The following is a 7,561-nucleotide window of genomic DNA, read 5'->3' on the forward strand; positions in this document are numbered from 1 at the left end:
TTCTAACGAATGACCGATTTCTGTCCCACTCTCTATTTTTTCTTTGTTTCAAAAAAATGTACTTAAAATACAAAAAGCATATATATTAGCTTGTCTTCTCAAAGTAAATCAATTATAATGAAACAAGATAGGTTGTGTATAAAATCACAATATGTAGTGATAATTTTTCGACTCACATACCTTATCTAGTAAACGTAGAAAAAGGAGAAAAATCGTTTATGAAAAAGTGGCTCTATTCTGTTGTGACAGCAGTTGCCCTATTTTTACTAGCGGCTTTAGGATTTGCCAAACCAAATAGTATAGCTAAAGTCCATGCAGATACTATTAATAGTGTAGTCAAATCTGTAAACATTTCGAAATCAACTGGTGGAGCGATTACAGATCCACTCGGTGTTTGGGAGAGCTTTCAAGTTGAAGCAGACTTTGAGTTGCCGAATGGGAGTGTAAAAGCAGGGGATCAGACTGAAATCCAACTTGGAGATGGCTTTAAGGTCTTTGAAACGGACACCATTGACCTGCTGGATCCAAGTGGTCAAAAGGTTGCGACAGCAACGGTAGATGATCAAAGAAAAAAGATTACAGTGACCTATACGGACTATCCTGAAAGAATGGCCAATGTGACAGGGAAACTGCGTTTCTTTGCGCGTGTTGACCACCAAGTCGTCAAAGGACAAAAGACACTTGATTTTACTCTTACGATCGATAAGAAAGTGATTTCAGGTGGGAATATCGATTACAAAGGGGTCAATCCAGGTGAGAATCCTCCTACTCCAGAAGTCTTTAGCAAATGGGGTTGGACCAACTCAGATGATAAATTAAAATTGACCTATACCTTGAACATCAATCAAGGCCATACAGCCCTTCATAATATTGACATTAAAGACCAATTGGACTTTACAGATGGGAAGATCAAAGCAGATTCTGTCAACATCCATACAGGAACTTGGCAGGTCAGTGATGAAGATGGGGCTTATCATTTAAAAGATACCACAAATGTCACTAAGAATTATTCTCCTGTTGTCAGCGCTGATGGTCGTTCTCTAACGGTTCATATTGGCGATCTAGCTCCTGAACAAGGGATGACTGTTCGCTATGATGTCTATCTGGACAAGGTTCCAGCCATCAATACATCCTTTAAAAACAATGCTAGCATGACAGCTACAGAAATCAAGGAACAAAATAAGGTTGCAGACATTCTGTATCAGTTCCTTGATGGAGACTTCAATGGTGAGAAATATTCCTTCACCATTCACAAAAAAGGTGAAAATGGTCAAGCGCTTGCAGGTGCTGTCTTTGCTGTGACAGCAGATGATACTGGTGAGCAAGTGGGAACCATTACGACAGATGAGAATGGTGTTGGCACCATTACAGGCTTGATCAAACAAGCTTATACGGTTCAAGAAATTCAAGCTCCAACAGGCTATGTTCTCTCAGAAGAACCTATCAAGATCAGCAAGGACGATTTTGGAAATGACCTTGCAATTTCTCGTGATGTTGTGAACCAAAAAGAAAAAACAAGCGTTGCTGGTCAAAAAACATGGAATGACAATGACGATCAAGATGGCAAGCGTCCGTCAAAAATTACAGTCAATCTCCTAGCAAATGGTGTCAAAGTCGCTTCTAAAGAAGTGAAACCAGACGCGGCAGGAACTTGGGCTTATCATTTTGATAATCTCGATGTGGTCGATGATGCTGGTAATGTCATTGCCTACACTATTTCAGAAGAACCTGTCGAAGGTTATGAAACAACTATTGAGGGAACCAATATTACCAACACTCGTACACCAGAAGTTGTTGAAATTCCAGTAACGAAGATTTGGAAAGACAATGATAATCAAGATGGTGTTCGTCCTGACAAGGTTACTGTTCGTCTCCTTGCAGATGGTACAGAAGTAGCTAGCCAAGAGCTAAGTGCAGCAACTGATTGGAAGACAGTCTTTACCAATCTTCCAAAATACAATCACGGCAAACAAATTGTCTACACAGTCACAGAAGACACAGTAGCCAATTACTCTGCTGCGATTGATGGAACAACCATTACCAATAGCTACAAGCCAGGTAAAACCAGCGCTACTGTTACAAAACGTTGGGAAGACAACAATGACCAAGATGGCAAACGTCCAAGCGCCATTAAGGTACAGCTCTATGCAGATGGCAAAGCTCAAGGAAAAGAAGTGGAACTTTCTGCTAAAAATAACTGGACTCATACCTTTAGCAATTTGCCTCTAAAAGCGAAAGGCAAAGAGATCCAGTACCAAGTGAAAGAAGTTGGGACAGTCAAAGGCTATACAAGTACGGTCGATGACAGTAACAAGGGAAATGTAGTGATCACCAATAGCCGCACACCAGAAGTAACAGAAGTAGCGGTCAAGAAGATCTGGGATGATGCAGACAATAAAGAGGGTCTTCGTCCTGAAAAAATCACAGTTCGTCTCCTTGCGGATGGTCAAGAAGTAGCTGTAAAAGAAATCACAGCTACTGATAATTGGCAGGCAAGCTTCACGGATCTACCTGTATACAAGGAAGGTAAGAAGATTGCCTACACGATTACAGAGGATCCAGTAGCAGGTTATACAAGCAACATTGATGGTTTCACGGTAACCAACCGTCATACGCCACCGGCAACCCCGCCAGGTACGCCCCCACCACCACCGTCTACGACTACACCACCGCCGTCTACGACTACACCGCCGCCGTCAACAACTACACCGTCTACGACTCCATCGACAACCACACCAAGCACATCGGAGAAACCAGAAACTCCAACCACACCAAGAGAAGGAAAGAAAAAAATTCTTCCATCAACTGGTGAAGTCGTTGCTTATGGGTTGACGATACTCGGTGCACTCTTAGCAGTTTTTGCTTTGGCTTTGCTCTTGCGTGGTAAACGAAAAGAAAAATAAGATTCATACAGTTAAAAGGCAAATATTCTAAAAGATATTTGTCTTTTAAAATCTCTTTGTTCGAGGAATAATAGGGTTACATCGTTCAACTTCCTGAGGTTCAACGTAGAGTAAAGGAATGGGCTTTTGTAAAATGGATCTGTCCTTAAAAATTCATCTGGAAGGAAACATAAGTGTTTGACAGAAAGATGAAATCTTGGTAGAATGGATAGGTCGAATAGACAACTAACTCTTTCTTGGTAGCAGGCTATGCCAAACCTGCCACTCGGATAGAGCATAAAGAAAAGGAGCTTATCATGGCAATCTCAAAAGAGAAAAAAAATGAAATCATTGCACAATACGCACGTCACGAAGGTGACACTGGTTCAGTAGAAGTACAAGTTGCTGTCCTTACTTGGGAAATCAACCACTTGAACGACCACATCAAACAACATAAAAAAGACCACGCTACTTACCGTGGTTTGATGAAGAAAATTGGTCGCCGTCGTAACTTGTTGGCTTACCTTCGTACCAACGACGTTAACCGTTACCGTGAGTTGATCAACTCTCTTGGACTTCGTCGTTAATCTTGCGTCTAAAACGTTTCTATACTTCGTTGACTTCGCCTCGATGTACCATCAGTACAATCTTCGGCTCGGCGCCTTGTCTAGAAACGTTTTATCCAGCAAGAATGGAGCCTTCTGAATTCAGAGGGCTTTTTTGTTAATTTTGATAGAATATACTCAAGTATAATCTTCGGCTTCGGTTTCTAGCATCGTAAGGTAAAATAGACCAGATCTATCTCCCTTCGGGGAGATTTTTTGTTTTCAGAAGAAATCCGGTACAATCTTCGGTTCGTCGCCTTGTCTAGAAACGTTTTATCTAGCAAGAATGGAGCTCTCTGAATTCAGAGGGCTTTTTTGTTATCTTTTTTCGGACAAGATTCATCATTCTGAGTAAGTCGTTTTGTTTGACAGATGTAATGAAGAGAATTACAATTGATACATCTTAAGAAATAGAGGTTATCGCTATGATTGATATTACATATCTAGATGGTGCAAAACAAGAAAGAGTCATGCATTTTGATTCCTATGAAGAGTTTGAACGCTCCCAACAGACTTGCTTGATTGGTGTAGCGGATTACTATCCTGTACAAAAATTGACCTATAATGGGCACGAACTCGATTACCATGGAACTTACGGAGATGTCTTCTTCTATTTGATGAAACAAGACCTCGATCAATACAAAAACTAAAGGAGAAAAACAATGGCAAAAGCAATTACAGATGCTACATTTGAAGCAGAAACAAAAGAAGGATTGGTCTTGGTAGACTTCTGGGCGACCTGGTGTGGTCCATGTCGTATGCAAGGTCCAATCTTGGATAAATTGTCTGAAGAACTTTCAGAAGATGTCTTGAAAATCGTTAAAATGGACGTTGATGAAAATCCAAATACAGCGCGTGCTTTCGGCATTATGTCTATCCCTACTCTTCTTTTCAAAAAAGATGGACAAGTGGTTAAACAAGTTGCTGGTGTTCACACAGCAGAACAAATCAAGGCCATTGTGGCTGAGTTGAGTTAAAAGCATAAGCACCCCCATTAATAAAACGGGAGTGCTTTTTTATATGATAAATTGCAAGAATAAGTGCAGCAGTTAGTATTGAAAAGACTGAATGGTCTCTTTCAACTCATCTTGTAAAAAGTCTCTCTGATCAAGTTGAATATAGACTTCTAACAGACAGGATCTAAGGTTGGAAAATTTATAAAAATCTTCCCTTTCTTCTATTGGAAAGTCAAGCGTTTTTATCCAAGAAGCTATTTGTTCTTGCTCGATTTTCCCTTGCAAAATAGGTTCATAGAGCACTCTAGCTAAACGCCAATCCTCATCATCGGTAAAACGAATTGAAATTCTTCTAAAGACTTGGCCAAGTATGTTCAATCCTTCATGAACTTTGTCATTAGGAAAGTCCGGATGACAAACTACTTCTGTCAAAAGATCAGCTCCATGCGCAAAAGCGTGAACCCAGCCATACTGGCTGGAAAAACCTGTTGTATCCTTTTCTTTTAAAAGATAGTGTAAGCCTTGATCCATTAAAATATATCTTATATCAGCTTTTAATCTTTGATAAAAAATCGATTGTTGGTTGGCATCTGCAGACAAGAGATTAGCATAAATAAGCGCTCTAAAAGAACGATCAAGTGTCGATAGCCCAATCTTGTCAATCTCTTTTTCTACTCCTTCATCGGATAAAATCGTCTCAGAAATGAAATGAAATTGTTCTTGCGTAAAGAGTTCTTCTTGAATCCCTCTAGCCAAGCTTGTAAAAACGATATCATCGCGAATTTCTGGCGAGGGGTCTCCCAAATGTTCCAGCAACCACTGGATTTCTTCTCGGCTATAACTTGGTTTTTCTTCTGTAACTTTACTTTGTAGTTCTTGATCCATCATAAGCACCTCTGGATTTCTACTAGTATATTTTAGAGTTGGCTGTAGAGGAGTTTATTCTCCCAATTCTGCACTGTAGGCAATAATCTGATCAACCGTGTCTGAAAGGAATTGGATGGTATCGCGGAGTGGTTTATCAGTCGAGATATCTGCTCCGATGATCATGGCTGACTCAAGGAGAATAGTTCAACCCCTAGGCCTATTCTCAAATTTTTCCTTTTACAAATCAAAAATTTGCTAAAAATCAAATATCATCAATTATAGAAGCTGTTGTTCTCTTCTTGGTTTTATTGTTTTCGATAATCTTAGAGGACCAATCAAAGATAAAATTCAATCTTTGAATAAACCATGATTCAATCCACTTACATAAGGATTCTTTATATTCTTCTGGAAATTGAGTATAATTTACATCTCTTTTTTTTCTAAGAATTTAATTAATTTTTTAGAATACTCGTCTCCTATTTCCATATCATCTATATCATCTATGTTCAAATCAGATTCTTCAATAATCTTAAAATGTATATGATAGAACGCTCTGTGATCTTCGTTGATAATAAAAGCTATTCTTTCTGAATTTTTTTCAAATGAATTCTTACCCAACTTAAACATTCTAAAGAAAATACTTATAAATTCTCCTAAATCTTGTGAACTCTCATATAATACTTTTACTCTTTTTATCAATTCGACATATAAATTTAAGTAAGTTCGATTTTTTTGAACTGTTAATAAAGTTGTAAGAAAGGTTTTATTATATAAAATGTGATTTCCGTCTTCAATGGCCCATGAAGTTAAAAGTTTCTTTTGTGTTTGATCATCTAATTTACTAACCCCGACACCAGCAAAATATTCTTGAAATGATCTATGAGAAAACTTATAAGAAATACCATCTTGTAAAATCATACAAACATTAGAAATAGAATCTCTAATGAAATCTGAATTTACAAACTTCATAGTATTTTTTTCTTTGAAAGAATCAAGGTAAGAATTAAAACTGTCAGAATTAAAGGTTATCTGTCCTTTGAAAAAAGTTTTCATTGCTAGATAAGATAAAGCTTCTTTAAATTGTTCAGGAGATAAATTAGCTTTCAATTCTCTTTTATATCCAGATTTTGATGCATCATGTTTTTGATAAAGAGTATAGAATGCTAGATTGTAAAAATCAGTTAGATTATTTGGTATAGATGCACCATCTTCATATGTCATTAACATAATAGTTAACAACAGAGGGATTGAAGCAAAAGATTCATGGTTATCATATAATATGTCCTTTAATTCTTTTGCAAACTTGTTTTTTAACTTTGATTCATACTCTAATTTTAAAATAAGAGAAACAGCTTGCTCCTTCGTCAGTAACTTAATCTCATATTCTAAAAAATTAGACCAACCTATAAAATCATCTGAAGGACGAGAGCTAAGAATATATCTGTTTTTATTATATCTATCTACAAATTCTTTTAAGGATTTATCTAACACATTTCTATGAGTAGATATAATTTCATCAAGTCCGTCAAATATTATAGTGTATACACCTGATTTTAGAGTTTCTTGAAAATGCTCTCTCTCTATATTCAAATGATGACATTTAATCTCTTCAAAAATAAATAATTCAAAATCAAAATCATCTAACGGCTTCTCGTTTATAGATTTTAATTCTATAAAAATTGGAATACTGCTTGCAGTGTCTATTTGGTTAATAAAGATATGCTTCATTAGCATAGATTTACCTACCCCACCAGTTCCAGTAACAATTATTTTATTATTTTTCTGAAAAATCAAACTTGAATTTGTAGTATCAATAACCTCCCCATTTTCAGATTCTAAAAACTGTGGTTCGTAAAAATTGTATAAAAATTTACCTTCATTTTTGTACAATAAAGTCTTTACAGTAGAATATTTTTCATATGAATATTCCAAGTAATCTTTGAAAAGAACTCCTAATTCACTTTCAACTTTAAACTGTTTATCATTATAAACTTTTTTACTCCTCGACCATAATTTAGGAAGGATTTTTACTAATGCATTTGTAATAGATTTTTCACTAGTAACTGGCATAATATTCTCCCATCATCTTCTGTAAATATTAAATCAATAATAACATATCGTATATAGTATATTCAAAAGGTCAACTTTATTATTAAATATTTTTTCTTATCCTCTTATTCTCCCAATTCTGCACTGTAGGCAATAATTTGATCGACAGTGTCTGAAAGGAATTGGATGGTATCGCGGAGTG

The 7,561-nt window shown here is 36.6% G+C and carries 7 protein-coding genes; 4 read left to right on the forward strand and 3 right to left on the reverse strand.

Translation table 11 applies throughout. The annotated features are described in order from the left end of the window. Positions 1-218: 218 nt before the first annotated feature. From HMPREF2893_RS05220 to trxA, 4 genes are all read left to right on the forward strand, one after another. The gene (locus HMPREF2893_RS05220; RefSeq protein ID WP_070674812.1) at positions 219-2,903 is read left to right on the forward strand and encodes a Cna B-type domain-containing protein; all 2,685 of its coding nucleotides are present in this window, start codon (positions 219-221) and stop codon (positions 2,901-2,903) included. A 296-nt stretch (positions 2,904-3,199) separates the two neighbouring features. Then, positions 3,200-3,469 (forward strand): 30S ribosomal protein S15, encoded by a 270-nt coding sequence (gene rpsO, locus HMPREF2893_RS05225; protein ID WP_009732177.1) that lies wholly within the window; start codon positions 3,200-3,202, stop codon positions 3,467-3,469. Positions 3,470-3,912: 443 nt separating this feature from the next. Then, positions 3,913-4,137 (forward strand): DUF4649 family protein, encoded by a 225-nt coding sequence (locus HMPREF2893_RS05230; protein WP_003010037.1) that lies wholly within the window; start codon positions 3,913-3,915, stop codon positions 4,135-4,137. Between the two features lie 12 nt (positions 4,138-4,149). After that, entirely contained in the window at positions 4,150-4,464 is a 315-nt protein-coding gene (gene trxA / locus HMPREF2893_RS05235; RefSeq protein ID WP_006595584.1) for a thioredoxin, read from the forward strand. A 72-nt stretch (positions 4,465-4,536) separates the two neighbouring features. On the opposite strand, the gene HMPREF2893_RS05240 is transcribed toward trxA, so the two are convergent. The 3 genes from HMPREF2893_RS05240 to HMPREF2893_RS05245 form a co-directional block, all read right to left on the reverse strand. Beyond that, complete coding sequence (locus tag HMPREF2893_RS05240) at positions 4,537-5,328, reverse strand: DUF2785 domain-containing protein (protein ID WP_070505361.1); 792 nt, start codon at positions 5,326-5,328, stop codon at positions 4,537-4,539. A gap of 244 nt (positions 5,329-5,572) precedes the next feature. Beyond that, positions 5,573-5,758: a hypothetical protein gene (locus tag HMPREF2893_RS11295; RefSeq protein WP_398577637.1), complete on the reverse strand. Its 186-nt coding sequence runs from the start codon at positions 5,756-5,758 to the stop codon at positions 5,573-5,575. Beyond that, entirely contained in the window at positions 5,734-7,380 is a 1,647-nt protein-coding gene (locus tag HMPREF2893_RS05245) for an NACHT domain-containing protein (protein WP_261674179.1), read from the reverse strand. Before HMPREF2893_RS05245 ends, HMPREF2893_RS11295 begins: the two co-directional genes overlap by 25 nt. Between the last annotated feature and the right edge of the window lie 181 nt (positions 7,381-7,561).

The sequence above is a fragment of the Streptococcus sp. HMSC072C09 genome (genome assembly GCF_001813105.1).
GTDB lineage: Bacteria > Bacillota > Bacilli > Lactobacillales > Streptococcaceae > Streptococcus.

What these genes read in the sequence shown, in the direction of transcription:
- HMPREF2893_RS05220 (WP_070674812.1), top strand. Translation starts at nt 219, where the DNA reads ATGAAAAAGTGGCTCTATTCTGTTGTGACAGCAGTTGCCCTATTTTTA.
- rpsO (WP_009732177.1), top strand. Translation starts at nt 3,200, where the DNA reads ATGGCAATCTCAAAAGAGAAAAAAAATGAAATCATTGCACAATACGCA.
- HMPREF2893_RS05230 (WP_003010037.1), top strand. Translation starts at nt 3,913, where the DNA reads ATGATTGATATTACATATCTAGATGGTGCAAAACAAGAAAGAGTCATG.
- trxA (WP_006595584.1), top strand. Translation starts at nt 4,150, where the DNA reads ATGGCAAAAGCAATTACAGATGCTACATTTGAAGCAGAAACAAAAGAA.
- HMPREF2893_RS05240 (WP_070505361.1), bottom strand. Translation starts at nt 5,328, where the DNA reads ATGGATCAAGAACTACAAAGTAAAGTTACAGAAGAAAAACCAAGTTAT.
- HMPREF2893_RS05245 (WP_261674179.1), bottom strand. Translation starts at nt 7,380, where the DNA reads ATGCCAGTTACTAGTGAAAAATCTATTACAAATGCATTAGTAAAAATC.